Source organism: Streptomyces sp. NPDC001514, from assembly GCF_053597075.1.
In genome coordinates this window covers 54,691-78,637 of the sequence record NZ_JBSFHO010000040.1, presented here as the reverse complement: position 1 = coordinate 78,637, position 23,947 = coordinate 54,691, and the positions used below count along the sequence as shown (strand labels likewise).

Sequence of the window (23,947 nt, the reverse complement as noted above, 5' to 3'; positions counted from 1 at the left end):
TACTGCAGGGGGGACCCTGTGGGAGAGTAGGACGCCGCCGAACAATCATTGCAAAAAGCCCCGGACCTTGTGGTCCGGGGCTTTTCTGCGTTCAGCAGGATTTGATCCCCGCTACCCCTCTGTACGGCCCCCGGAGACCTGAGGGTAAGGTCAGGAGGCATCATTGGCACGTTCCACACAGGAGGCCCCCGGGTGGAGGTCCAGGAGACTCGCGTTCAGACGGACCGGGTGCTCACCATCCCCAACATCCTCAGCATGGCCCGCCTGGTCGGCGTGCCGCTCTTCCTGTGGTTGATCCTTCTACCGGAGTTCGGCGGGCCGAAGGCCGACGGCTGGGCCCTGCTCGTACTCGCGCTGAGCGGTGTCAGCGACTATCTCGACGGCAAGCTCGCCCGGCGCTGGAACCAGATCAGCAGCCTGGGGCGCATCCTCGACCCCGCCGCTGACCGGCTTTACATCCTTTCCACCCTCGTGGGGCTGACCTGGCGCGAGATCCTGCCGCTGTGGCTCACTATGGCGCTTTTGGCCCGGGAGTTGATGCTCCTGGTGATGGTGGGAATCCTCCGCCGGCACGGCTATCCCCCGCCCCAGGTGAACTTCCTGGGCAAGGCGGCTACCTTCAACCTGATGTATGCGTTCCCGCTGCTGCTTCTCAGTGACGGAAACGGGTGGCTTGCGTCACTTGCCGAGATTTTCGGATGGGCGTTCGCCGGATGGGGTACAACTCTCTATTGGTGGGCAGGGATCCTCTACGTGGTTCAGGTCCGCCGGCTCGTCAGGGCGGATGCCCATGCCGATTGAGCCGTATGTCCGGAGCTGTGGTGAGACCGCCGGCCCGCACATGACATACCCAGGGCCTGCCCGGATGGGTGAAGTCGGCTAGACCGTCGTCTCTTCAAGGAGGACGCTTCCGACATGAAGGCCGTCGTGATGGCTGGTGGCGAAGGTACGCGACTTCGCCCCATGACCTCGAGCATGCCCAAGCCACTCCTGCCGGTGGCCAATAGGCCGATCATGGAGCATGTGCTGCGCTTGCTGAAGCGGCATGGGCTCACTGAGACCGTCGTAACCGTTCAGTTTCTCGCCTCCCTCGTCAAGAACTATTTCGGCGACGGCGAAGAGCTGGGGATGGAGCTCACCTATGCCCACGAGGAGAAGCCACTCGGCACCGCGGGAAGCGTGAAGAATGCCGAGGAGGCACTGAAGGACGATGCGTTTCTCGTCATCTCCGGTGACGCTCTCACCGACTTCAACCTGACCGACCTCATTGCCTTCCACAAGGAGAAGGGCGCACTGGTCACGGTGTGCCTGACCCGGGTGCCGAATCCGCTGGAATTCGGCATCACCATCGTGGACGAGCACGGGAAGGTCGAGAGGTTCCTGGAGAAGCCGACCTGGGGCCAGGTCTTCTCTGACACCGTGAACACCGGGATCTACGTCATGGAGCCCGAGGTCTTCGACTACGTCGAGGCGGACGTTTCGGTGGACTGGTCCGGCGATGTCTTCCCGCAGCTCATGAAGGAGGGCAAGCCGATCTACGGCTATATCGCCGAGGGCTACTGGGAGGACGTCGGCACGCACGAGAGCTATGTGAAGGCCCAGGCCGACGTCCTTGAAGGCAAGGTCGACGTGGAGCTCGACGGCTTCGAGATCTCGCCCGGTGTATGGGTGGCCGAAGGGGCTGAGGTGCACCCCGACGCGGTGCTGCGCGGGCCGCTGTACATCGGGGACTACGCCAAGGTCGAAGCCGACGTGGAAATCCGCGAGCACACCGTCGTCGGCTCCAATGTGGTCGTGAAGCGCGGTGCGTTCCTGCACCGGGCTGTCATCCACGACAACGTCTACATCGGGCAGCACTGCAATCTCCGCGGTTGCGTGATCGGCAAGAACACCGACATCATGCGGGCCGCGCGGATCGAGGACGGTGCCGTCATCGGCGACGAGTGCCTGGTGGGCGAAGAATCGATCGTCCAGGGCAATGTGCGTGTCTATCCGTTCAAGACCATCGAGGCCGGTGCCTTCGTCAACACCTCGGTGATCTGGGAGTCGCGCGGCCAGGCACATCTCTTCGGGGCGCGCGGCGTCTCCGGGATCATCAATGTGGAGATCACGCCGGAGCTCGCCGTACGGCTGGCAGGGGCGTATGCGACCACCCTCAAGAAGGGCGCTACCGTCACCACCGCGCGGGACCACTCCCGTGGCGCCCGGGCGCTGAAACGTGCGGTGATCTCCGCGCTCCAGGCCAGCGCCATCGACGTACGCGACCTCGAGAACGTGCCGCTGCCCGTGGCACGCCAGCAGACGGCACGCGGCAGCGCCGGCGGCATCATGATCCGTACGTCACCCGGTGTGCCGGACTCCGTCGACATCATGTTCTTCGACGAACGCGGCGCGGACCTCTCGCAGGCCGGTCAGCGGAAGCTCGACCGGGTGTACGCGCGGCAGGAGTACCGGCGCGCGTTCCCCGGCGAGATCGGGGACCTGTCGTTCCCGGCCAGCGTCTTCGACTCGTACACCGGATCGCTGCTGCGCAACGTCGATACGACAGGGATCGCCGAAGCAGGCCTCAAGGTCGTCGTCGACGCCTCGAACGGCAGCGCCGGTCTCGTTCTGCCGAGCCTTCTCGGCCGACTCGGCGTGGACGCGCTGACGATCAATCCCGGCCTCGACGAGTCCAGGCCGACCGAGACCGCCGACGCGCGCCGGAAGGGGCTGGTACGACTCGGGGAGATCGTGGCGTCCGCGCAGGCCGCGTTCGGCGTGCGCTTCGACACCGTCGGTGAACGGCTGTCGCTCGTCGACGAACGCGGGCGGATCGTGGAGGACGACCGGGCCCTGCTCGTCCTGCTCGACCTCGTCGCCGCCGAGCGGCGCAGCGGCCGCGTCGCCCTCCCGGTGACGACGACACGCATCGCCGAGCAGGTCGCCGCGTACCACGGCACCCAGGTCGAATGGACGACGACGTCGCCCGACGATCTGACCCGGGTATGCCGGGAAGAGTCCACCATCTTCGGTGGAGACGGCCGTGGCGGCTTCATCGTTCCCGAATTCAGCAGCGTTTTCGACGGCACGGCGGCGTTCGTGCGGCTCATCGGGCTGGTGGCCCGTACCCAGCTCACGCTGAGCCAGATCGACGCCCGGATTCCGCGGGCGCATGTGCTGCGCAAGGACGTCGCGACGCCATGGGCGGTCAAGGGCCTGGTCATGCGCCGGGTCGTCGAGGAGGCGGGAGATCGCTTTGTCGACACCACCGATGGTGTGAGGGTGGTCGAGGCCGACGGCCGGTGGGTGATGGTGCTGCCGGACCCCGCCGAGGCCGTCACCCATCTGTGGGCCGAAGGCCCTGACGACGCATCCGCGCAGGCTCTGCTCGACGAGTGGTCGGGCGTCGTGGAGAGCGCAGGTCACTGAGCCGGGAGAGGAACCGATAGAGGTGTGCCGGGAGGCTGCGCTTGCCGCCTCCCGGCACTTCGGTGGGGCCATTCGGCGGTAGCGGTTCCCACATGCGACGATGTGCGGCATGCCGCAGCAGCCCCCCGTCCGGAGCACCGCCTCACCGCCGCCGCGCCCCGATGCGTCCATGTCGCTGCTGAACAATGTCATGGACCACAGCCTCGACGACGGCTACGCCGAGGCGACGGCCCGCAGGGCGGCCGAGGGCGGCGGACTGCCCAGGCCGCTGCGCGCCAAGCTGGGGCTCGCCGCCGGTCTCGTACTGGCCGCCCTGGTCGTCACCCTCGGGGCGGCTCAAGCGCGGATATCGGCACCGGTGGTGGCCAAGGAGCGCGAGGAGCTCATCGACCGCATCGACGCGGAGACCGCGGCGGCCGACGAGCTGGAGGCCGAGGTCGACCGGCTCCGCAACGAGGTGGGGGAGCGGCAGCGCAAGGCGCTCGAGCAGCACGGCGGCGACCAGGGCCAGCTGGTCGCGCTGCTCTCGGGCGCCACCGAGGTCCACGGACCCGGGATCAAGCTTGTCGTCGACGATGCCAAGGACGCCGGGTCGGACGGGGGCGGGCCGCGCGAGAGCAGCGGCTTCTCCGATACGGGCCGGGTACGCGACCGGGACATGCAGCGGGTCGTCAACGGCCTGTGGGAGTCCGGCGCGGAGGCCGTATCGATCAACGGGCAGCGGCTGACGGCCCTGTCCGCGATCCGCGCGGCCGGTGACGCCATACTGGTCGACAACAAGCCGCTGGTGCCCCCCTACACGGTGCTGGCAGTGGGGGACGGGAAGAAGCTGAGCACCGCGTTCCAGGACAGCGCCGATGGCCAGTATCTCCACGCGCTGCAGGAGAACTTCGGTATCCGCACCAGCATTTCCGCACAGGAAGCGGTGCGGCTGCCGGCCGCGCCGAGCCTGATCGTACGTACCGCAGAGCCGAGGACCGCCGATGCCCCAACGGGCAGCGGGCAGGGCGCGGCCGACACAGGGAAGGGCACATCGTGATCGCCGTACTGGGCCTCGTCGTGGGAGTCGTGGCGGGACTGTTGCTCCGCCCCGAAGTGCCGGCGGTGGTCGAGCCCTACCTGCCGATCGCCGTGGTCGCGGCCCTCGACGCGGTCTTCGGCGGGCTGCGGGCGATGCTCGACGGGATCTTCGTCGACAAGGTCTTCGTGGTCTCCTTCCTGTCGAACGTCGTGGTCGCCGCCCTGATCGTGTTCCTCGGCGACAAGCTGGGCGTCGGCGCGCAGCTCTCCACGGGCGTCGTGGTCGTGCTCGGCATCCGGATCTTCTCCAACGCGGCCGCCATCCGCCGGCACGTGTTCCGGGCGTGAGGCCGATGAGCGACAACGAGTCGATGACCCGCGACGAGCCGATGCACGGCAACAGGCCGACGAGCGGTGGCGAGCAGGCGCGCGACGACGAGCAGGCGCCGAAGAATCCGCAGGCAGACGCTGACGCGCACGCCCGCCGGCAGGACCGGCAGGACCCGACCGACGGCACCGGCCGGCAGGACGGCACCGACCGGACCGACGGCACCGGCCGCCAGGACCGGACCGAAGGCACCGACCGGACCGACGGCACCGGCCGCCAGGACCCGACCGAAGGCACCGACCGTTACGACACCCCGGAGCAGCCGCACCACAGCGACCCGCAGGCCGGCAGGACCCCGGACGGGCTGACCGGCCGGCAGCGGCTGCTCGCGGCGCTCTGGCCGCCGCGCGTCACCCGCGCCCAACTCATCGTCGCCCTGCTGCTGTTCGTCCTCGGCCTCGGTCTGGCCATCCAGGTCCGGTCCACGAGCGACAACAGCGCGCTGCGCGGTGCACGCCAGGAGGATCTGGTGCGCATCCTCGATGAACTCGACGACCGCACCACGCGTCTGGAAGATGAGAAGGCGCGTCTCGAGGACCAGCGCACCGAGCTGGAGACCAGCTCGGACCAGGCCGAAGAGGCGCGGAAGCAGACCCAGGAAAAGGAGCGCCAGCTGGGCATCCTGGCCGGTACGGTGGCGGCCGAGGGCCCGGGCATCACGCTGACCATCGGCGACGGGTCCGGCGCCGTCGAGCCGGACATGCTGCTCGACGCGATCCAGGAGCTGCGGGCCGCGGGTGCCGAGGCCATCCAGATCAACGACGTCCGGGTGGTCTCCGACTCGTTCTTCTCCGGCAGCGGCGGTGACATCGAGGTCGACGGGAAGAAGATCGGCGCGCCCTACCGGTTCAAGGTCATCGGCAAGCCGCAGGACCTCGAGCCGGCGCTGAACATCCCGGGAGGCGTGGTGCAGACCCTGGAGAAGGAGCAGGCCACCGCCACGGTGACCCGGTCGGAGAAGATCGTCGTGGATGCCTTGCGACCGGCGCAACGGCCTGACTACGCTCGGTCGTCCTCCCAGTGACGCGGGGGCGGCAAAGGGGAGCCGGACAAGGACAAGAGGTTGCGGGGGGTCGACGCATCGTAAGCATGCTGCGTGGTGGAAACTGTCCGGAGGGTACGGACGTTGTGAGGATGTCCGGGTCGGCAGGTGTGTTCAATCAGGGTTCCTGCCCCACGGGCGGGTCTGTTTCGGTCAAGGGGAATCGCCCGTGAAGTTGTTTGGGAAGTTGTTCGGCAAGAGCGCACGCGAGGACAGCGGCACCGCCCGCCATCGCGCGCCGCGCCATGGCCAAGAGGCGGAGCAGGGCGGCGAGCGGCCGCTCTTCCGGGACGAGGTCGCCGGGCCGGGCGGTGACATTCCCGGCGGTCAGGGCGCGTCTGCTGTTGACCCTGCCGGTCCCGGCCGCATAGGTTTCGGGACACCGTCAACCTCAAGTACGGGTGGAGGGTTTACCCCCGATCCGTATGCGTCCCAGGCCCCCGCGGGGCAGCCGCGGCAGGAGGATCCGTCCATGCCGGTTTGTACGCGGTGCGGGCACCGCAACGCCGAAGCGAGCCGCTTCTGCTCCAACTGCGGCGCGCCGCTGCGGCCCGGAGTGCCGGCCGAGCGTGCTTCGGAGACGACCTCGACGATCTCCATCTCCGGGCTCGAGGCCTACGAGGCCGAGACGACCGGCCAGACGCCCGTGCCCTCGCTGTCGCCCGAGGCCCAGGCGGCCGTCGACGCGCTGCCGCTCGGCTCGGCGCTGCTCGTGGTGCGCCGCGGGCCGAACTCGGGCAGCCGCTTCCTGCTGGACGGCGAGCTGACGACGGCAGGCCGCCACCCGCAGAGCGACATCTTCCTCGATGACGTGACCGTGTCCCGGCGCCATGTGGAGTTCCGCAGGTCGCCCGACGGCAGCTTCACTGTCAGCGATGTCGGCAGCCTCAACGGCACGTACGTCAACAGGGAGCCGATCGACTCGGTCGTGCTGTCGAACGGCGACGAGGTTCAGATCGGTAAGTACCGGCTGGTCTTCTACTCGAGCCAGCGGGGCGTGTGACCCCTCAGGGAAGGTCCATGCTGCGAACACCCTCGGGCGGTGCCGGTCACGGCACCGCCGGTGGCGACCGGCTGTTCAGCATCGGCTCGGTGCTGAACCAGCTGCGCCACGAGTTTCCCGAGGTCACCATCTCCAAGATTCGCTTCCTGGAGGCCGAGGGACTCGTCGAGCCGCGGCGCACCCCCTCCGGCTATCGCAAATTCAGCCCCGAGGACGTCGAGCGGCTGGCGCAGGTGCTGCGCATGCAGCGGGATCACTATCTTCCCCTGAAGGTCATCCGGGAGCACCTCGACGCCGTGGAGCGCGGTGAGCAGCTCCCGCTGCCGCCCCAGGGCGGCGCGCCGCGGGATCTGACGGCCGGCGGAGACCTGGACCAGGACCGCCCCACGGCGGCCCGGGTCGGCCGGTCCGAGCTCCTCGCCGCTGCGGAGGTCACCGAGGCGGAGCTCGAGGCGTGGGAGTCGTACGGGCTCATCACTGCCGCGGCAGACGGCGGTTACGACGCCGAATCCGTGACCGTGGCCAAACTTGTGGCGGACATGGGCCGATTCGGTCTGGAACCGAGGCATCTCCGCGCCATGAAAGCGGCGGCCGACCGCGAGGCCGGACTGGTCGAACAAGTGGTCGCTCCGCTGCGCCGGCACCGCAATCCGCAGACCAGGGCCCATGCCGAGGCGACCACGAAGGAGCTCGCGGCGCTGTCCGTGCGGCTGCACGCCGCCCTCATGCAGACAGCCCTGGGCGTCCGATTGCGCTGATCCCGCCCCTGCCTCGCCCCTGCCTCGCATCGGCCGTGCGCCGATCCCGGGGGAGCCCGACTACCCAAACCTGCCGGGCACGTCCTAGGGTTGCTGTGTGAACGAGCTCGACGTTGTGGGTGTCCGGGTGGAAATGCCCTCCAACCAGCCGATCGTGCTCCTGCGTGAAGTGGGAGGCGACCGGTACCTCCCCATCTGGATCGGCCCCGGGGAGGCGACCGCGATCGCCTTCGCCCAGCAGGGCATGGCGCCTGCCAGGCCGCTGACCCACGACCTGTTCAAGGACGTGCTGGAGGCAGTCGGGCAGGAACTCACCGAGGTCCGCATCACGGACCTGCGTGAAGGCGTGTTCTACGCCGAGCTGGTCTTCGCCAGCGGGGTCGAGGTCAGCGCCCGGCCGTCGGACGCCATAGCCCTCGCGCTGCGCACCGGCACGCCGATCTACGGCAGCGACGGGGTGCTGGACGACGCGGGTATCGCGATCCCGGACGAGCAGGAGGACGAGGTGGAGAAGTTCCGCGAGTTCCTGGACCAGATCTCGCCCGAGGACTTCGGCTCCAGCAGTCAGTGACCTGCCGCCGGCGGATCCCCCTCGGTTCACCGGCACATTCGAGAAGCCGTTCCCGGGATCGGGGCACGGAAAACCACTCTCAGGGTGATTATCACTCGGCGTGCCGAGTGTGGCGATCGTTGACGCACCCCGAGTGACTGCCTACCGTCGAGATGGCAGGTCAAGGACGGAGGTCGGCGTGAGAAGCAGCGGCGACGGTACGGCAGGGGGTCCCCTCGGAGTGAGTCCGGGGCAGGGCGCGGCGTATCCGCTTCACATCAGTTCGGCCGACTCCTCGACCGAGACCATCGGCTACCGGGGCCCGACGGCATGCGCCGCGGCGGGCATCACCTACCGGCAGCTCGACTACTGGGCACGCACCGGGCTCGTGGAGCCGAGCGTGCGTCCCGCCTATGGATCCGGCACCCAGCGGCTGTACAGCTTCCGGGACGTCGTCGTCCTCAAGATCGTGAAGCGTTTCCTCGACACCGGCGTCGCGCTGCAGAACATCCGTACGACGGTGCAGCATCTGCGCGCCCGCGGGTTCACGGACCTGGAGCGCATGACACTGATGAGCGACGGCGCGACCGTGTACGAGTGCTCGTCGCCCGACGAGGTCGTGGACCTGCTGCAGGGCGGCCAGGGAGTGTTCGGGATCGCCGTCGGCGTGGTGTGGCGGGACGTCGAGGCGGCGCTGTCGCAGCTGCACGGCGAGCGCATCGACACCGGCGAGACACTCGTCGGGCACAACCCGGTGGACGAGCTGGCCAGGCGCCGGCGCGACCGGGCCGTCTGAGCGGCCCGCCGCCGTGGCCGTCCCGCCGCACGTGCCTTCCCGAGGGTTTCCGGGGGCCTTCAGAGCCCCCGGGGCGGGACAGGGGGGCCGCCCCCAGGCGTTCGCACGTGCGTACGGCCGATTGTCAGTGGCGTAGGGCAGCATCTGAGATGTGAGATCCGCGCCGACCATTCTGCATCTGGACATGGATGCGTTCTTCGCCGCCGCCGAGCAGGCGGCGAAGCCCAGCCTGCGCGGAAAACCGGTGATCGTCGGCGGGCTCGGGCCACGCGGAGTGGTGGCGACCGCGTCGTACGAGGCGAGACCGTTCGGCGTGCATTCGGCGATGCCGATGGCCCAGGCGCGGCGGCTCTGCCCGAACGCCGCGTATCTCGTGCCCCGCTTCTCGCTCTACCGGTCGGTCAGCGACCAGGTGATGGAGCTGCTCGGGAGGCTTTCGCCGCTCGTGGAGCCGCTGAGCCTGGACGAGGCCTTCGTGGACCTGGAGGCGGGAGGCACGGCCCATGACTCGCCCTCGGCACGGGAGGCCGGTGAGCGACTGCGCAGGGACATTCTCGCGTTCACGGGGCTCACCGGGTCGGTGGGCCTGGCCGGGTCGAAGATGCTGGCGAAGATCGCCTCCGAGCAGGCCAAGCCCGACGGTCTGGTGCTGATCGAGCCGGGCACGGAGCGGGAACTGCTCGGTCCTATGCCGGTGCGGACACTTCCGGGGGTCGGGCCGGCGACCGGTGAGCATCTGCGGCGGGCGGGAATGACCACGGTCGCCGAGCTGGCCGAAGCCGGCGAGGACGAGCTCGTACGGCTGCTGGGCAAGGCGCACGGGGCGGCGCTGTTCCGGATGGCCATGGGCCACGACGACCGGCCGGTGGTCGCCGAGCGCGACGCGAAATCGGTGTCGGTCGAGGACACCTTCGACGTCGATCTGCACGACCGGGTGCGGATCAGGCTCGAGGTGGAGCGGCTCGCGGACCGGTGCGTGCGACGGCTGCGCGGGTCCGGGCACTCCGGGAGGACGATCGTGCTGAAGGTCCGCAGGTTCGACTTCTCGACGCTGACCCGGTCGGAGACGCTGCGCGGGCCCACGGACGACCCGGCGGTGGTGCGGGAGGCCGCCGGGCGGCTGCTGGAGTCGGTGGACACCACGGGCGGGGTCAGACTCCTCGGGGTGGGCGTGAGCGGCCTCACCGACTACACCCAGGAGGACCTGTTCGCGCAGGCCGCGGCAGAGGAGCAGGCCCTCGGCGACGGACGCGAGAGCCCCGAGCACGGCACGAGCGGGGAGGAGCCGCAGGAGCAGGAGCCGCAGCCCCCCGCCGAGCGGCGCTGGGCCGCCGGGCACGACGTGCGCCACGCACGGTACGGGGCGGGCTGGGTGCAGGGGAGCGGACTGGGGCGGGTCACCGTCCGCTTCGAGGAGCCGTGGTCGGCCGCGCCGGGGAGAGTACGGACCTTCTCCGTCGACGACCCCGAGCTCGAACCCTCGGAGCCGCTGCCGCTGGTCCGGCCGGAACCGGACCGCACGCCACCGGACCCGTCACTGCCAGGCGGGTCACCGCAGGACGAGTCGCGGGCAGTTCCGTCACCGCCGGACGAGTCCTGACCGGATCAGTCGTCCTGGCCGGCCAGTCGGCCGAAATCGCGGTCCCCCGAAGACTCCGGCCCTGCGGCCGGGCCGCCGGAGTCGGAAGGCGGCGAGGGAGCCCGCTTCTCCGGGGGAGCGGGCAGGTCGAGGCCGTAGTGGTGGTACAGCTGGAGCTCCTGCTGGGGGGAGAGATGCCTGCCGACGCCGAAGTCGGGCGCATCCTTGATCAGCGCCCGCTCGAACGGGACGTGAAGTCCGTCGCGCGCCAGCTCACTCGGCTCCAGTGGCACGAACGCGTCCCTGCTGAACAGCCCCGTGCGGACGGCCGCCCACTCCGGCACCCCCGTGGCGTCGTCGAGATACACCTCGTCCACGGTCCCGATCTTCGTGCCATTGCGGTCGAACGCCTTGCGGCCTATCAGGCTGCGCGGATCGATATCGGTCTGCACGGTCCCTCCAACCAACTGGTCGCACCACCCCGTAACTACTACGAAAGTGCACATCTGTGGCCTCGGCCACTCGACGGCTGTGGCCAAGACCGCGCTGGTAGGCTGGCAGACGGCCGCTGACCCCGTGCGGGAGAGTGCTCCGGTTCCGTACCGGAGACGCCGAAGGAGCAAATCCTCCCCGGAATCTCTCAGGCCCCTGTACCGCACGGACGAGGTCACTCTGGAAAGTAGGGCGGGCGTCGGTCGGCATCCGCTCTCACCGACGGTGAAAACCGGCACGCCCACGAGCGGCGGACCGGTGAAGCTCTCAGGTTGAGATGACAGAGGGGGAGGCCGTCCGGGCACCCACGCCGTGGTGCCCCTCGCAGGTCGTATCGACCAGGAGGCCTCAGCATGACCGCCAACCGCACTCCGCTCTCCCAGCTGGAGCGAGGCACCCCCTTCGAACAGCGCCACATCGGCCCCGACGCCGCGGCCCAGGCGAAGATGCTCGCGCAGGTCGGCTACGGCTCGCTCGACGAGCTGACCGCCGCCGCCGTGCCGGACGTGATCAAGAGCGCCGAAGCACTCGGGCTGCCCGATGCCCGCACCGAGGCCGAGGTCCTCGCCGAACTGCGCTCCCTCGCGGACCGCAACGACGTCGTCGCCCCCATGATCGGCCTCGGCTACTACGGCACGTTCACCCCGCCGGTCATCCTGCGGAACGTCATGGAGAACCCGGCCTGGTACACGGCCTACACGCCGTACCAGCCCGAGATCTCGCAGGGCCGCCTGGAGGCGCTGCTCAACTTCCAGACGATGGTCGCCGAACTGACGGGCCTGCCGACCTCCGGCGCCTCCCTGCTCGACGAGGGCACCGCCGCCGCCGAGGCCATGGCCCTCTCCCGGCGCGTCGGCAAGGTCAAGGACGGCGTCTTCCTGGTCGACGCCGACACCCTGCCGCAGACCATCGCCGTGATCGAGACCCGCGCCGAACCGACCGGCGTCGACGTCGTCGTCGCCGACCTCAGCGACGGCATCCCCGCCGACATCGCCCAGCGCGGCGTCTTCGGCGTCCTGCTCCAGTACCCGGGCGCCTCCGGCGCCGTCCGCGACCTGAAGCCGCTCATCGAGCAGGCCCACGAGCTCGGCGCGATCGTCACCGTCGCCGCCGACCTGCTCGCCCTGACCCTGCTCACCTCGCCCGGCGAGCTCGGCGCGGACATCGCCGTCGGCACCACCCAGCGCTTCGGCGTCCCCATGGGCTTCGGCGGCCCGCACGCCGGCTACATGGCGGTCCAGGCCAAGCACGCCCGCAGCCTCCCCGGCCGCCTCGTCGGCGTCTCCGTCGACGCCGACGGCAACAAGGCCTACCGCCTCGCCCTCCAGACCCGCGAGCAGCACATCCGCCGCGAGAAGGCCACCAGCAACATTTGCACCGCGCAGGTGCTGCTCGCCGTGATGGCCGGAATGTACGCCGTCTACCACGGCCCCGACGGCCTCAGGACCATTGCCCGCCGCACCCACCGGTACACCGCCATCCTCGCCGCGGGGCTGCGCGCCGGCGGCATCGAGCTCGTGCACGACACGTACTTCGACACGCTCACCGCACGCGTCCCGGGCAAGGCCGCCGACATCGTCGCCGCCGCCCGCGAGAACGGCGTCAACCTGCACCTCGCGGACGCCGACCACGTCTCCCTCTCGTGCGACGAGACCACGGGCCGCGCCCAGCTGACCGCCGTCTGGTCCGCCTTCGGCGTCGACGCCGACATCGAGGCGCTCGACGCGGCCACCGCCGACACCCTCCCGGCCGGACTGCTGCGCACCGACGACTACCTCACGCACCCCGTCTTCCACCAGCACCGCTCCGAGACCGCGATGCTGCGCTACCTGCGCCGCCTCGCCGACCGCGACTACGCGCTGGACCGCGGCATGATCCCGCTCGGCTCCTGCACCATGAAGCTGAACGCGACCACCGAGATGGAGCCCGTCACCTGGCCCGAGTTCGGCCAGATCCACCCCTTCGCGCCGATCGAGCAGGCGCAGGGCTACGTCACCCTCATCCACGAGCTGGAAGAACGCCTCGCCGAGGTCACCGGCTACGACAAGGTCTCCATCCAGCCCAACGCCGGCTCCCAGGGCGAGCTCGCCGGCCTGCTGGCCGTCCGCGCGTACCACCGCGCCAACGGCGACGAGCAGCGCACCGTCTGCCTCATCCCGTCCTCCGCGCACGGCACCAACGCCGCCAGCGCCGTCATGGCAGGCATGAAGGTCGTCGTCGTCAAGACCGCCGACGACGGCGAGATCGACATCGAGGACCTGCGCGCCAAGATCGAGCAGTACCGCGACGAGCTGTCGGTCCTCATGATCACGTACCCGTCGACGCACGGCGTGTTCGAGGAGCACGTCGCCGACATCTGCGCCCAGGTGCACGAGGCCGGCGGCCAGGTGTACGTCGACGGCGCCAACCTCAACGCGCTCGTGGGCCTCGCCAAGCCCGGCAAGTTCGGCGGCGACGTCTCGCACCTCAACCTGCACAAGACCTTCTGCATCCCGCACGGCGGCGGCGGCCCCGGCGTCGGCCCCGTCGGCGTCCGCGCGCACCTCGCCCCCTACCTGCCGAACCACCCGCTCCAGCCGACCGCAGGCCCGGAGACCGGTGTCGGCCCGATCTCGGCCGCCCCCTGGGGCTCCGCCGGCATCCTGCCGATCTCCTGGGCGTACGTCCGGCTCATGGGCGGCGAGGGCCTCAAGCGCGCCACCCAGGTCGCCGTCCTCGCGGCGAACTACATCGCCAAGCGCCTGGAGCCCCACTACCCGGTGCTCTACACCGGCCCGGCCGGTCTCGTCGCCCACGAGTGCATCGTGGACCTGCGGCCGATCTCCAAGGCGACGGGCGTCAGCGTCGACGACATCGCCAAGCGGCTCATCGACTACGGCTTCCACGCGCCGACCATGTCGTTCCCCGTCGCCGGCACGCTGATGATCGAGCCGACCGAGAGCGAGGACCTGACCGAACTCGACCGGTTCTGCGACACCATGATCGCGATCCGTGCCGAGATCGAGAAGGTCGCCTCCGGCGAATGGCCCGCGGAGGACAACCCGCTGCGCAACGCCCCGCACACCGCGGCCACGCTCGGCGGCGAGTGGGAGCACCCGTACACCCGCGAGGAGGCGGTCTTCCCGGCCGGCGTCCAGGCCGCGGACAAGTACTGGCCCCCGGTGCGCCGGATCGACGGCGCCTTCGGCGACCGCAACCTGGTCTGCTCCTGCCCGCCCCTGGACGAGTACGACAACTGACCCACCTGCACAAAGGCGTCAGGGCCGGTTCGGAGATCACTCCGAGCCGGCCCTCTCGGTTCCGGTCCTGCCTCTGCCGTCCGGCCCGGCCGCCCGCGTCCTGCTCCGCTGTCGAACCAGGTACCGCTCGGCTGCCGAAGGCCGGGGCCGCTCCCTCAGCGCCCGCTCACGCCGCCTGCGCGACCTGCTGCGGCCGGTGCGGGGCGATGATCTGCCCGTCCGGAAGCAGCTCACCGGTGTCCTCGAAAAGCAGGACACCGTTGCACAGCAGGCTCCATCCCTGCTCCGGGTGGTGCGCCACGAGGCGGGCGGCCTCCCGGTCGGAAGAGTCGGCTGAGGGGCAGGGTGGCTGGTGCTGGCACATGGATGGGTTCTTTCGCTGCGGTGTGGTGAGTGTGCTGCGGCTCGATGCGGTGTTCATGGCCGCCCCCCGATCTGTCGGTCCGATCCCAGTGTTGCCCCACGGGCGTCAATCCGCAGGGATTTCACGGCAGCTCGTCTTACCACTTAATGACGTATCACCCGCGCGGACGGTTCAGCTCAACTGCACTGTCCGTTCGGGTGGTTCCGGCTGACCGTACCGGGCTAGTCCGGACGGGGCATGGCGACGCCCCGTGACACAGATGTCACGGGGCGGAACACCACGTAGCCATAGGTCAGGCGGGCGACCCCAGCAGCGGCGCCGGAGTGACGCGCAGCGTCAACACCGGCAGCAGATCCGCCACCCGATGGGGCCGGTGCGCGGCGATCCCCGGCGGTGCCGGCGCCAGCGGCACCAGCAGATCAGCAGGCGCGGGAGCCCCGCCCGACGCGTCGGCCTCCGTGTCACCGTGCAGCCACAGCGTGAGCATGTAGAGCTCGGGCACCGACAGCAGCCGCGGCTGGTAGTCCTCCGGCAGCGCCTCGGCCTGCTGCAGGGCCCGCTCGGTCGAGGCGATGTACGGGCCTTCGAAGAAGTGCGAGAAGGCCCAGCCGTCCGGAGTCAGCATCGTGTCCGCGGCGGCGACCGAACGCTCACCCCCGCGGATCAGGAACCTCCACCCGGCCAGGCGGGTACGTGGCGCTCGGCCCGCGCGCGGGACGACCTGGTCCAGCACATGGACGGGAAGCGGGAGTTCGGGACTCACCGCTCCTTGGACGGAACGCAGAGCAGGGGTACGGGCCTCGCGGACTGCGGCGGGGGAACCGAGTGCCGCGAGGACGCTGCGCAGGGCAGGCGCGGGAGCCGGGGGAACATGCAGCGGCATGGTGGGTCGCCTCTCACTCAAGAGACACGGTGATGCGAGGGCAGGGCAGGTGCGGACGGCACTGTCAGCGTGGGCCAGAGGGGGGCTGAAAGGCCATGGCCGAGCGCCAACTCTCTGCCTCGTTCACGGAGTTTATACGACGCGTGTTCACGCAGTGTTTCTGCTAGCTGTCCCCGGCATTGCGGGCAAGGTCGAATCCAGACTTTTTCGTGGGCAGTTACCGGTGCTTTCCCGCGAACGCAGGCGAGACACCTGGGGTGTTACCCCACCAGCGGACGGCCGAATCTCGTCGGCGTTTTCACCACGCAGCGGGCGGCGGTAACTGCGTACCGCACCATGCCGACGGAATGTGCCTCGCGAATACGGATCCAGACTAGCGGCCCCGCCGTCGCACGCGGGGCGTTATGGATCAGTCTGCCTGGGCATTATCGTCCGTGACGCGGTCGGCCGACACCGCAGGCCGCCCACTCGAGGAGGGGTGCTTCGATGGGGGAGAAGGTCGTGGCAGGAGGGTTCGACCTGTCCGATCGGCAAAGGTACCGGAGAAAGTTGCAGCAGTGTCTGGCGGGACTGGGGAGACTCCTGGCGGAGAAGAGGTTCGACCGGCCCAAGAACCTCATGGGCCTCGAGATCGAACTGAATCTCGCCGGCGCCGACGGCCAGCCGCGGATGCTCAATGCCGAAGTGCTCGACCGGATAGCCAGTCGTGATTTCCAGACCGAACTCGGAATGTTCAACCTGGAGGTCAACATAGCCCCACACCGACTCGGCGGACGGGTACTCGACCAACTCGCCGAAGAGCTGCGCACCGGACTGGGATATGCCCACCGCAAAGCCACCGAGATCGACGCGGGCATCGTGATGATCGGAATTCTCCCCACCCTCCACCGTAATGACCTGATCTCCGCGAACCTCTCCGACGTCGACCGGTACGCCCTGCTCAACGACCAGATCGTCGCCGCACGCGGCGAGGACTTCACCCTCGACATCGACGGCGTCGAACGGCTCAGCTGCACCTCGACGTCCATCGCGCCCGAAGCCGCCTGCACCTCCGTGCAGCTGCACCTCCAGGTCACACCCGCCCGCTTCGCGCAGGTGTGGAACGCGGCACAGGCCATCGCAGCCGTCCAGATCGCCGTCGGCGCCAACTCGCCCTTCCTGTTCGGCAGAGAACTCTGGCGCGAATCCAGGCCACCCCTCTTCCAACAGGCCACCGACACCCGCCCGCCCGAACTCCAGGCCCAGGGCGTACGGCCCCGCACCTGGTTCGGCGAACGCTGGATCGCCTCGGCGTACGAGCTCTTCGAAGAGAACCTGCGCTACTTCCCGGCGCTGCTGCCGATCTGCGACGAGGAGGACCCGCTTCGGGTGCTCGACGACGGCGGCGTACCCCGCCTCCAGGAGCTCGTCCTGCACAACGGCACCGTCTACCGCTGGAACCGCCCTGTGTACGGGCTCGCCGACGGCGTCCCGCATCTGCGCGTCGAGAACCGGGTCCTCCCGGCCGGGCCCACCGTCACCGATGTGGTGGCCAACGCGGCCTTCTACTACGGGCTGGTGCGGGCGCTCGCGGAGGAATCACGGCCCGTCTGGACACGCATGCCGTTCGACGTCGCCGCCGACAACTTCGACACCGCGTGCCGCCACGGGATGGACGCCGAACTCCTGTGGCCCCGCCCCGGCCGCAACGGCGGCATGACACGCGTACCCGCCGTCAAACTCGTACGGGACGAACTACTGCCCCTCGCCGCAGCCGGACTCGACGCCTGGAACGTCGAACCCGCCGACCGCGACCTCTACCTCGGAGTCATCGAGGGACGGTGCAGGCGCCGGATCAACGGCGCGTCCTGGCAGGCGGACGCCTTCCACCGGGCGAGGGAATCCGGACTGGACCGGGAAGCCGCCCTGGCAGCCGTCACACGCCGGTACACCGAGCTGATGCACCTCGGCGAACCCGTGCACACCTGGCCCGCCGGTCCGACAGGCTGAGCCCCGCCGGTCGACCCCACGGCTCCATGCCCGCCGCCCACCTACGCTTCCACGCCGGCCGACCACCCACGCGTCCACGCCGGCCGACCACCCGCCACAGGCCCTGCCTTCGTCCGCCACGCCCTCGTCGGGCAAGCTGTGACGGCGCGACGAGGCAAGGCGACTGGAGGCAGCTGTGCAGGCGGAAGCAGGACACATGTCCGGTTCGCTCCCCGAGGGGGGCTTGTCACGGAGGATCCTGCGGTCCGAGACGCTGCTCGTCCTGGCGCTCTCCCTGGGCGCCAGCGCGCTCTCGTCACTCATCAGCTTCATAGGCTCACTGACCAAGCCGGGAGGCCTGAAGGACCAGGCGGCCACACTCAACAGCTCCTACGCCCCCGGGCGACCCTGGCTCGACCTCGCCTGGCAGCTCTTCGGCATCGCCACCGCCCTCGTTCCGGTCGCGCTCGTCGCCCACCTCCTGCTGCGCGAAGGCGCAGGCGGACTCAAAGCGGTCGGCTTCGACCGGACCAAACCCTGGCCGGACCTTGGCCGCGGCGCACTGGTCGCGGCAGGGATCGGCAGCGCAGGGCTCGCCTTCTACCTGATCGCCAGAGCCGCCGGGTTCAATCTGACCGTGGTGCCCGAGGCGCTGCCCGCTGTCTGGTGGAAGTACCCCGTCCTGATCCTCTCCGCGCTGCAGAACTCCGTGGTCGAGGAAGTGATCGTCGTCGGATACCTGCTGAGGCGACTCGGACAGCTGGGCTGGACCCCGACGGCGGCCCTCGCCGCCAGCTCCGTGCTCCGCGGCTCGTACCACCTCTACCAGGGGATCGGCGGCTTCGTCGGCAACATGGTGATGGGCGTGGTCTTCGTCCTGCTGTACCGGCGATGGGGCCGCGTCGGCCCGCTCGTCGTCGCGCACGCACTCCTCGACATCGTGGCGTTCGTCGGATATGCGCTGCTGGCCGGGAAAGTGAGCTGGCTGCCCACGATGTGACCGCGCGGCAGACTCCGCGAGGGACGTCGAGACGGACTCCGCGAGGGACTTCGCGAGGGAGTTCGAGGGGCGTACGGCGACTGCCGTGCGCCCCTCGCATGTCAGGACCCCGGGACTCAGGGCCTCGCCTTGAGCTCGCCCTCGATCACGGTCACCGCACGGCCGGTGAGCAGGACGCGGTCGCCGCGCAGCGCCGTACGGACGAGACCCGAACGGGCGGAAGCCTGCAGTCCGGTCAGCTCGGCGCGCCCCAGCCGGGCGGACCAGAACGGGGCGAGCGCCGTGTGCGCGCTGCCGGTGACCGGGTCCTCGTCGATCCCGACGTTCGGGAAGAAGCAGCGCGAGACGAAGTCGTAGCCGCTTTCCGGATCCGCGGCCGGAGCGGTCGCGATGATGCCGCGCTTCGAGTGAGCGGCCAGCGCCGGAATATCCGGGTCCAGGCCGCGCACGGTCGCCTCGTCCGCCAGCTCGACCAGCAGGTCGCCGATGTGCTCACCGGTGTCGAGCACCGACAGGGGAACGGCCCCCAGCGCCTCCGCGACGCCGTCCGGGACCTCGGCCCGGGTCAGCGGCGACACCGGGAAGTCCAGAGTGATCGTGCCGTCCTCGTGCGCCGTGGCGGAGAGAACCCCGCAGCGCGCCGCGAAGCGCACCGTGCCGGTCGCCGCGCCCGTGGTGTGCAGCACGTGGGCCGTGGCCAGCGTGGCATGGCCGCACATGTCCACCTCGGTGGCCGGCGTGAACCAGCGCAGCGCCCAGTCGGCGTCAGCCCCGGCGGGCAGCGGGTGGGCGAAGGCGGTCTCGGAGAGGTTCACCTCCCTCGCGACGTTCTGGAGCCAGCTGTCGTCGGGGAAGGCGGCGTCGCTGCTGCCGGGGGAGTCGGGGCGGGAGGAGCCGGGTCCGGGGGAGTCGGTGCCGAGGAGGAGTACCCCGGCGGGATTGCCGGCGAAGGGCCGGTCGGTGAAGGCGTCCACGATTCGAATCCGCATGCCGCTGACCGTAGAGGTCCGGCAAACCCGCAGGCCAAGGCCAATCTCAGGGATCTGGACCGACTGGCGATTGTCAAACGATGTGTTCCGATATATCGTTGACGCATCGCGACAGATCAACGATGGAAGGAGCGTAGCGATGCGTTCACATGGACATGGCAACTGCGGGCCCGGCCATCAGGGTCGGGGCGACTTCGAGGCGCGCCGTGCCGCCTTCGGCCCCTTCGGGCCGGGGTTCGGCGGGCCGCCATGGGCCGGCGGGCGCGGTCGTGGAGGCGGCCGGGGGAGGGCGCGGCGCGGAGATGTGCGCGCCTCGATCCTGGCGCTGCTGAAGGACCGCCCGATGCACGGCTACGAGATGATCCAGGAGATCGGCGAGCGCAGCGGCGGGGCGTGGAAGCCCAGCCCCGGCTCGGTCTACCCGACGCTCCAGCTGCTGGAGGACGAGGGGCTGATCACCAGCGTGAGCGAGGGCGGCAAGAAGCTGTTCACGCTCACCGACGCCGGGCGGGCCGAGGCCGAATCGGTCCCGGAGGCCCCGTGGGAGGAAGCCGGTCGCGGCATCGACTGGGATGCCATGAACGAGATCCGGCAGGCCGGCTTCGGTCTGATGGAGGCGTTCAGTCAGGTCTGGAAGACCGGCAGTCCGGAGCAGCGGCAGAAGGCGATCTCCGTGATCAATGAAGCCCGCAAGAAGCTGTATCTGATCCTGGCCGATGAGCACTGACGGCTGACAGATTCCGACATCTGTCATTGGTCAGCTGTCATTGGTTGGTTGTCGATTGCCGGTTGGCAACCACTGCATGACCGCTGCCGGATGTCGGCCGACGGCTGTCGGCGGTCAGCGGCCGGCGGCCGACGATCAGCGGTCAGCCTTCACGGCACACCAGGGCCCCGCGACCCACGGTCGCGGGGCCCTGTGCCTTGACCCGTCGCTCAGGTCACCAGTCCGCCGAGCTTCCGCAGCGACTCGTTGAGCGCGGCGGTCGCCGAGTCCTTGAGTTTGCCCGCCATCAGCGACACGGCCGCACCCGTGAACTCCCCGTCGATGCGTACCGTCGTGGCGTCGCCGTCCGGTGTGAGCGCGTAGCGCGTGCCGACGAGGACGCCCATGGGACCTTTGCCCTTGATCGCGAGAACGCGTTCCGGCTCCAGCTCCTCGACCGTCCAGGTCACTTCGGCCGGGAAGCCCATCAGTTTCATGTTCTCGGCGAAGGTGGCGCCGGCCTCGAGTGTGTCCGGGCCGCCCTGCGGGAAGTTGGTGTGGGTGGCGTTCCACTCGCCGTACGAGGCGAAGTCCGTCAGCTGCGCCCAGACCTTCCCGGCGGGCGCCTCGATACGTGCCTCGGCACTGACTTCGGCCATGCGACCACCCCTTCTCGACGGGTTCCGGTGTCGCGGAACGTAGCTGCGTGGCCTCCAACATTCAATACTGATGAACCGTCAGATCGAGGGGATTCTCCTCCGTAAGGAGGAGAGGCGAGGCAGGGGCGCCCAACTTCGGTGGGATGCCCACATGCTCCCGTGCGGGGATGTTCAGGCAGAGGGAGGCTGATGAGGTGGGAGTGTGCAAGTCCCTGTCCCACGGGTGCCTCAGCAGCCCGCACCCATGCGTGCCGAGACCGACGCCCGACTCACCGCCGAGCTGGCGTCGGTCGTCGCGGGTGCGCGCAGGCGTGCGCTGCGGGACGGCGACCGGCAGGTCGACACCGCCCATCTGCTGCACTCGCTGATGGAGGCGGACGCCGAGGTGCGCGCCGCCTTCGACGGCGCGGGACAGGTCGCCCGCGTACTCGGCTATCTCGTCCAGCGCAGCATCGGATACGGCCTGCGCTGGCAGGGTTCCGTCGAGGACTCCGGCGCGGTCCCGCTGGTCGGTGACACCAAGGTCGCGGGCTGGTCCCCCTCGGCCTCCGCCGCCATGGACGGCGCCCTGGAGCGGGCCGCGCTGCGCGGTGAACCGCGCGCCACCGGCCTCGATCTGCTTGGCGCCGTAGCCGCCGACCGCGACTGCCGGGCCGTCGAGGTGCTGGTGCGCGCGGGGGTCGACCCCGCCTGGCTGGCGGGCCGGATCGGGGAGTTGTCTCAACAGGTGTAACGGACGTGACGCTCCTGACGCGGGCTGCCATGATGTGCCGATGCGTGCGTCTCAGGGAAGGAGCGCCGGCCTGGGTCTCGCCCTGGCGTCGGCGTTCGCGTTCGGTGGTTCAGGTGTGGCGGCCAAGCCGCTCATCGAGGCGGGACTCGACCCGCTCCATGTGGTGTGGCTGCGGGTGGCAGGCGCCGCCGTCGTCATGGTGCCCGTCGCTTGGCGCCACCGTGACCTGCTGATACGTAAACCGGCGCTGCTCGCCGGCTTCGGCCTGCTCGCAGTGGCGGGCGTGCAGGCGTGCTACTTCGCCGCGATCTCCCGGATCCCGGTCGGCGTCGCGCTGCTCATCGAATACCTCGCCCCCGCCCTCGTCCTCGCCTGGGTCCGCTTCGTCCAGCGCCGTCCGGTCACCCGCGCCGCCGCGCTCGGCGTGATCCTCGCCGTCGCCGGACTGGCCTGTGTCGTCGAGGTGTGGTCCGGGCTCGGCTTCGATGTGCTCGGACTGCTGCTCGCGCTCGGCGCCGCGTGCTGCCAGGTCGGCTACTTCGTTCTGTCCGACCAGGGTGGCGACGGCGACGACGCCCCGGACCCTCTCGGTGTGATCGCGTACGGACTGCTCATCGGTGCCCTCGTCCTGACCGTCGTCGCCCGCCCGTGGAGCATGGACTGGTCGGTCCTGGGCGGCAGCGCGAGCATGGGCGGTACGGCCGTCCCGGCGGCGCTGCTGCTCGGCTGGATCGTGCTGATCGCCACCGTCGTCGCGTACGTCACCGGTGTCGTCTCGGTCCGCAGGCTCTCCCCGCAGGTGGCCGGGGTCGTTGCCTGCCTGGAGGCGGTCATCGCGACCGTGCTCGCGTGGGTGCTGCTGCGGGAGCATCTGTCCGCGCCCCAGATCTTCGGTGGGGCGGTGGTGCTCGTAGGGGCGTTCATCGCCCAGTCGTCCACGCCGAAGGCGCCGTCGGGGCCGGTGGCCGGCGCGACGGTACCGGCGCCCACGAGGCCGGAGGCGGAGTCGTCGGACGTCGAGCCGGCGGCAACGGAGTTGTCGGCCGGTCGGGCCGCGACTTAGGGTGGCGATCATGCATTCGACCGTTCTTCCGCCGCCCGCCGCGTAGCGCGGGCGGCCATCCGCTGACGAAGACCTGTTCCGGGGTGTCGTGTCCCCCGGGCGGTTCGTCGCTGCCCGCGTGTGGAGCCGAGCGGCCAACCCGTCAGTCTTCTGCACACGGAGCATTCACGTGTCGAATCCTTCCTCCTCCGCCGCTTCCGGCCTGCCCGTCGGACGCAGCCTCTTCTATCTCGTCGTGGCCGGTGTGGCCTGGGGGACCGCCGGGGCGGCTGCCTCGCTGGTCTTCGGCGTCAGTGACCTCGGCCCGCTCGCCCTCTCGTTCTGGCGCTGTCTCGGCGGACTGGTGCTGCTCGCCGGTGTGCTCGCGCTGCGCCCGCGCAGGGCGGTCGCCGAGGCCGAGCAGCGCCGCCGCCGGCTGGTGCGCATCCTCGGCACGGGCACAGGCCTGACGGTCTTTCAGAGCGCCTACTTCGCCGCCGTCGAGGAGACAGGACTCGCGGTCGGTACGGTCGTCACGCTCGGCGCGGGCCCTGTGCTGATCGCCCTCGGGGCGAGGCTGACCATGGGGGAGCGGCTGGGACGTGGCGGCATCGCCGCCGTCGCGGGCGCGCTCACCGGACTCGTCGTGCTCGTACTGGGCGGCGAGGGCGGCTCGGTGCGCCCGCTCGGGGTGGCGCTGGCCGTGCTGTCGGCCGCGGGCTACGCGGCGATCACGCTGCTGACCCGATGGCTGGGGCGGGACGGCAAGGGCGGTGACGCGCTCTCGACGACCACGTGGACGTTCGCGGTCGGCGCGGTCGGGCTGTTGCCGTTCGCGCTCGTCGAAGGGCTGCTGCCGCACACCGCAGATCCGGTGAGGGTGATCTGGCTGCTGGTGTACGTCGCCGCCGTGCCGACGGCGCTCGCGTACGCGCTCTACTTCGCGGGCGCCGCTGTCGTCAGGTCCGCGACGGTCTCCGTGATCATGCTGCTGGAGCCGGTGAGCGCGGCGGTCCTCGCGGTGACGGCGCTCGACGAGCGGCTGACCGCGGCGACGGTGGTCGGGACGCTGTTGCTGCTGGTCGCGGTCGTCGGCCTGGCGTGGCAGGAGGCCCGGCCGGCGGCGCTCAGGCGGGGGACCGCGGGGGCGCTCGCCGGCTGACGTACGAGGGCGAGGGCGGGGCTCGTACGACCGCCGGCCGTACGAGCCCCGCCCTCGCCCACCCCTCCGGGCACCGAGGGCAGGGAACCGAGAGCCGGGAACCGCGACCCCCGTGCGCGATTCCCGCTCCCCGCACCCGCTCCCCGCACCCGCTCCCCGCACC

At 70.1% G+C, this 23,947-nt stretch carries 22 protein-coding genes and 1 riboswitch; of the genes, 17 read left to right on the top strand and 5 right to left on the bottom strand.

Going from position 1 to position 23,947, the window contains the following annotated elements:
• Positions 1 to 192 precede the first annotated feature (192 nt).
• The 10 genes from ACWCXB_RS31965 (at position 193) to ACWCXB_RS31920 (ending at position 10,568) form a co-directional block, all read left to right on the top strand.
• Positions 193 to 801: a CDP-alcohol phosphatidyltransferase family protein gene (locus ACWCXB_RS31965; RefSeq protein ID WP_450727263.1), complete on the top strand. Its 609-nt coding sequence runs from the start codon at positions 193 to 195 to the stop codon at positions 799 to 801.
• 114 nt (positions 802 to 915) lie between these two features.
• Positions 916 to 3,411 carry a sugar phosphate nucleotidyltransferase gene (locus ACWCXB_RS31960; protein ID WP_450727262.1) on the top strand — a complete coding sequence of 832 codons (2,496 nt, stop codon included), beginning with the start codon at positions 916 to 918 and terminating at the stop codon, positions 3,409 to 3,411.
• A gap of 109 nt (positions 3,412 to 3,520) precedes the next feature.
• Complete coding sequence (locus ACWCXB_RS31955) at positions 3,521 to 4,450, top strand: DUF881 domain-containing protein (RefSeq protein ID WP_450727261.1); 930 nt, start codon at positions 3,521 to 3,523, stop codon at positions 4,448 to 4,450.
• Entirely contained in the window at positions 4,447 to 4,779 is a 333-nt protein-coding gene (locus tag ACWCXB_RS31950) for a small basic family protein (protein WP_242332811.1), read from the top strand. Before ACWCXB_RS31955 ends, ACWCXB_RS31950 begins: the two co-directional genes overlap by 4 nt.
• Positions 4,780 to 4,784: 5 nt before the next feature.
• Positions 4,785 to 5,843, top strand: a complete 1,059-nt coding sequence (locus ACWCXB_RS31945; RefSeq protein ID WP_450727260.1) for a DUF881 domain-containing protein — start codon at positions 4,785 to 4,787, stop codon at positions 5,841 to 5,843.
• Positions 5,844 to 5,925: 82 nt separating this feature from the next.
• Positions 5,926 to 6,864 carry an FHA domain-containing protein gene (locus ACWCXB_RS31940; protein ID WP_450727267.1) on the top strand — a complete coding sequence of 313 codons (939 nt, stop codon included), beginning with the start codon at positions 5,926 to 5,928 and terminating at the stop codon, positions 6,862 to 6,864.
• 17 nt (positions 6,865 to 6,881) lie between these two features.
• The gene (gene ftsR / locus ACWCXB_RS31935; protein ID WP_450727259.1) at positions 6,882 to 7,622 is read left to right on the top strand and encodes a transcriptional regulator FtsR; all 741 of its coding nucleotides are present in this window, start codon (positions 6,882 to 6,884) and stop codon (positions 7,620 to 7,622) included.
• Positions 7,623 to 7,719: 97 nt separating this feature from the next.
• A complete protein-coding gene (locus ACWCXB_RS31930; protein ID WP_026281837.1) occupies positions 7,720 to 8,193 on the top strand; it encodes a bifunctional nuclease family protein in 474 nt (157 codons plus the stop codon).
• Positions 8,194 to 8,371: 178 nt separating this feature from the next.
• Positions 8,372 to 8,968, top strand: coding sequence for a MerR family transcriptional regulator (locus ACWCXB_RS31925; protein ID WP_450727258.1), 597 nt, complete (start codon positions 8,372 to 8,374; stop codon positions 8,966 to 8,968).
• Between the two features lie 151 nt (positions 8,969 to 9,119).
• Positions 9,120 to 10,568 (top strand): DNA polymerase IV, encoded by a 1,449-nt coding sequence (locus ACWCXB_RS31920; protein WP_450727257.1) that lies wholly within the window; start codon positions 9,120 to 9,122, stop codon positions 10,566 to 10,568.
• Between the two features lie 5 nt (positions 10,569 to 10,573).
• Here the strand turns inward: ACWCXB_RS31920 and ACWCXB_RS31915 are convergent, their stop codons facing one another.
• A complete protein-coding gene (locus ACWCXB_RS31915) occupies positions 10,574 to 11,053 on the bottom strand; it encodes a PRC-barrel domain-containing protein (protein ID WP_450727266.1) in 480 nt (159 codons plus the stop codon).
• 63 nt (positions 11,054 to 11,116) lie between these two features.
• Positions 11,117 to 11,213: riboswitch (glycine riboswitch) on the top strand.
• A gap of 179 nt (positions 11,214 to 11,392) precedes the next feature.
• On the opposite strand from ACWCXB_RS31915, the gene gcvP reads away from it, so the two are divergent.
• Entirely contained in the window at positions 11,393 to 14,278 is a 2,886-nt protein-coding gene (gcvP, locus tag ACWCXB_RS31910) for an aminomethyl-transferring glycine dehydrogenase (protein WP_450727256.1), read from the top strand.
• A gap of 166 nt (positions 14,279 to 14,444) precedes the next feature.
• On the opposite strand, the gene ACWCXB_RS31905 is transcribed toward gcvP, so the two are convergent.
• Complete coding sequence (locus ACWCXB_RS31905; protein WP_385424067.1) at positions 14,445 to 14,642, bottom strand: DUF5999 family protein; 198 nt, start codon at positions 14,640 to 14,642, stop codon at positions 14,445 to 14,447.
• A 292-nt stretch (positions 14,643 to 14,934) separates the two neighbouring features.
• Entirely contained in the window at positions 14,935 to 15,525 is a 591-nt protein-coding gene (locus tag ACWCXB_RS31900) for a hypothetical protein (protein ID WP_450727255.1), read from the bottom strand.
• Positions 15,526 to 16,011: 486 nt separating this feature from the next.
• Here ACWCXB_RS31900 and ACWCXB_RS31895 point away from each other — a divergent pair, with 486 nt between their 5' ends.
• Together ACWCXB_RS31895 and ACWCXB_RS31890 are read left to right on the top strand one after the other, a co-directional pair.
• A complete protein-coding gene (locus ACWCXB_RS31895) occupies positions 16,012 to 17,514 on the top strand; it encodes a glutamate-cysteine ligase family protein (RefSeq protein WP_450727254.1) in 1,503 nt (500 codons plus the stop codon).
• A gap of 175 nt (positions 17,515 to 17,689) precedes the next feature.
• The gene (locus tag ACWCXB_RS31890; protein WP_450727253.1) at positions 17,690 to 18,493 is read left to right on the top strand and encodes a CPBP family intramembrane glutamic endopeptidase; all 804 of its coding nucleotides are present in this window, start codon (positions 17,690 to 17,692) and stop codon (positions 18,491 to 18,493) included.
• A 116-nt stretch (positions 18,494 to 18,609) separates the two neighbouring features.
• Here ACWCXB_RS31890 and ACWCXB_RS31885 read toward each other — a convergent pair whose 3' ends face one another.
• Positions 18,610 to 19,482: a PhzF family phenazine biosynthesis protein gene (locus ACWCXB_RS31885; RefSeq protein ID WP_450727252.1), complete on the bottom strand. Its 873-nt coding sequence runs from the start codon at positions 19,480 to 19,482 to the stop codon at positions 18,610 to 18,612.
• A gap of 139 nt (positions 19,483 to 19,621) precedes the next feature.
• On the opposite strand from ACWCXB_RS31885, the gene ACWCXB_RS31880 reads away from it, so the two are divergent.
• On the top strand, positions 19,622 to 20,209 hold the full coding sequence (locus tag ACWCXB_RS31880; protein WP_450727251.1) for a PadR family transcriptional regulator: 588 nt from the start codon (positions 19,622 to 19,624) through the stop codon (positions 20,207 to 20,209).
• 209 nt (positions 20,210 to 20,418) lie between these two features.
• Here ACWCXB_RS31880 and ACWCXB_RS31875 read toward each other — a convergent pair whose 3' ends face one another.
• The gene (locus tag ACWCXB_RS31875) at positions 20,419 to 20,847 is read right to left on the bottom strand and encodes a type II toxin-antitoxin system Rv0910 family toxin (protein ID WP_450727250.1); all 429 of its coding nucleotides are present in this window, start codon (positions 20,845 to 20,847) and stop codon (positions 20,419 to 20,421) included.
• A 202-nt stretch (positions 20,848 to 21,049) separates the two neighbouring features.
• Between ACWCXB_RS31875 and ACWCXB_RS31870 the strand changes: the two genes are divergently transcribed.
• The 3 genes from ACWCXB_RS31870 to ACWCXB_RS31860 all read left to right on the top strand — a co-directional run bounded on the left by ACWCXB_RS31870 (position 21,050) and on the right by ACWCXB_RS31860 (position 23,784).
• Positions 21,050 to 21,580 carry a Clp protease N-terminal domain-containing protein gene (locus ACWCXB_RS31870; RefSeq protein ID WP_450727249.1) on the top strand — a complete coding sequence of 177 codons (531 nt, stop codon included), beginning with the start codon at positions 21,050 to 21,052 and terminating at the stop codon, positions 21,578 to 21,580.
• 40 nt (positions 21,581 to 21,620) lie between these two features.
• Positions 21,621 to 22,643: an EamA family transporter gene (locus tag ACWCXB_RS31865; protein ID WP_450727248.1), complete on the top strand. Its 1,023-nt coding sequence runs from the start codon at positions 21,621 to 21,623 to the stop codon at positions 22,641 to 22,643.
• Positions 22,644 to 22,812: 169 nt separating this feature from the next.
• Positions 22,813 to 23,784: a DMT family transporter gene (locus tag ACWCXB_RS31860; RefSeq protein WP_450727247.1), complete on the top strand. Its 972-nt coding sequence runs from the start codon at positions 22,813 to 22,815 to the stop codon at positions 23,782 to 23,784.
• Positions 23,785 to 23,947: the final 163 nt, after the last annotated feature.

Bases quoted from the DNA above. Each gene is read 5' to 3' on its own strand.
- ACWCXB_RS31960 (WP_450727262.1), top strand. From the start codon at position 916: ATGAAGGCCGTCGTGATGGCTGGTGGCGAAGGTACGCGACTTCGCCCC.
- ACWCXB_RS31955 (WP_450727261.1), top strand. From the start codon at position 3,521: ATGCCGCAGCAGCCCCCCGTCCGGAGCACCGCCTCACCGCCGCCGCGC.
- ACWCXB_RS31945 (WP_450727260.1), top strand. From the start codon at position 4,785: ATGAGCGACAACGAGTCGATGACCCGCGACGAGCCGATGCACGGCAAC.
- ftsR (WP_450727259.1), top strand. From the start codon at position 6,882: ATGCTGCGAACACCCTCGGGCGGTGCCGGTCACGGCACCGCCGGTGGC.
- ACWCXB_RS31915 (WP_450727266.1), bottom strand. From the start codon at position 11,053: ATGTGCACTTTCGTAGTAGTTACGGGGTGGTGCGACCAGTTGGTTGGA.
- gcvP (WP_450727256.1), top strand. From the start codon at position 11,393: ATGACCGCCAACCGCACTCCGCTCTCCCAGCTGGAGCGAGGCACCCCC.
- ACWCXB_RS31905 (WP_385424067.1), bottom strand. From the start codon at position 14,642: ATGTGCCAGCACCAGCCACCCTGCCCCTCAGCCGACTCTTCCGACCGG.
- ACWCXB_RS31900 (WP_450727255.1), bottom strand. From the start codon at position 15,525: ATGCCGCTGCATGTTCCCCCGGCTCCCGCGCCTGCCCTGCGCAGCGTC.
- ACWCXB_RS31895 (WP_450727254.1), top strand. From the start codon at position 16,012: ATGGGGGAGAAGGTCGTGGCAGGAGGGTTCGACCTGTCCGATCGGCAA.
- ACWCXB_RS31885 (WP_450727252.1), bottom strand. From the start codon at position 19,482: ATGCGGATTCGAATCGTGGACGCCTTCACCGACCGGCCCTTCGCCGGC.
- ACWCXB_RS31880 (WP_450727251.1), top strand. From the start codon at position 19,622: ATGCGTTCACATGGACATGGCAACTGCGGGCCCGGCCATCAGGGTCGG.
- ACWCXB_RS31875 (WP_450727250.1), bottom strand. From the start codon at position 20,847: ATGGCCGAAGTCAGTGCCGAGGCACGTATCGAGGCGCCCGCCGGGAAG.
- ACWCXB_RS31865 (WP_450727248.1), top strand. From the start codon at position 21,621: ATGCGTGCGTCTCAGGGAAGGAGCGCCGGCCTGGGTCTCGCCCTGGCG.